The 886-nt window shown below is 43.0% G+C and carries 2 rRNA genes; both read left to right on the top strand.

Annotation, left to right across the window (positions count from 1 at the left end):
* A 16S ribosomal RNA gene (locus AOG26_RS20245) occupies positions 1-184 on the top strand; the annotation flags it as partial.
* A 284-nt stretch (positions 185-468) separates the two neighbouring features.
* A 23S ribosomal RNA gene (locus AOG26_RS20240) occupies positions 469-886 on the top strand; the annotation flags it as partial.

The raw sequence follows: 886 nt of genomic DNA, 5'->3' as shown, positions 1-886 counted from the left end.
CAGAATGATGCGGTGAATACGTTCCCGGGCCTTGTACACACCGCCCGTCACACCATGGGAGTGGGTTGCTCCAGAAGTGGATAGTCTAACCTTCGGGAGGACGTTCACCACGGAGTGATTCATGACTGGGGTGAAGTCGTAACAAGGTAGCCCTAGGGGAACCTGGGGCTGGATCACCTCCTTATACGATTTAGAACTTATTTGTTCGTAGTGTCCACACAGATGATTGTTAGTTAGCTAAGCCGCTTTGGTTTAACTAATTAATATGCTCTTTAAAAATTTGGAAAGCTGATATTAAAATTCTTATAGATAACATTGTTATTTATAAAGAGTTTTCAAAAGTAAAAATATGCCAGTTAATCAGCAATGATTAATCGGTATCTACTTTAGTATTCTCATCATTATTTGATGAATTAACTTCTGGCGAAGTTAACAGCTGTCACTAACAAAGACCCGTTTGGGTTGTATGGTTAAGTGACTAAGCGTACACGGTGGATGCCTTGGCAGTTGGAGGCGATGAAGGACGTATTAACTTGCGATAAGCCTAGTCAAGCTAGTAAAAAGCGCTTGAGACTAGGATTTCCGAATGGGGAAACCCACCTGCTTGCAGGTATCGTTAACTGAATACATAGGTTAACGAGGCGAACGCGGAGAACTGAAACATCTAAGTACCCGTAGGAACAGAAATCAACCGAGATTCCGGAAGTAGCGGCGAGCGAAACCGGACCAGCCCTTAAGCTTATTATGTGTTAGTGGAACATTCTGGAAAGTTTGACGATACAGGGTGATAGTCCCGTACACGAAAATGCATCTTAAGTGAAATCGAGTAGGTCGGAGCACGTGAAACTTTGACTGAATATAGGTGGACCATCATCTAAGGCTAAAT

Source organism: Pseudoalteromonas sp. UCD-33C (assembly GCF_001306895.1).
Lineage (GTDB): Bacteria > Pseudomonadota > Gammaproteobacteria > Enterobacterales > Alteromonadaceae > Pseudoalteromonas.
Note: the sequence above shows the minus strand (reverse complement) of the source record. Positions and strands in the feature narration are given on the sequence as shown.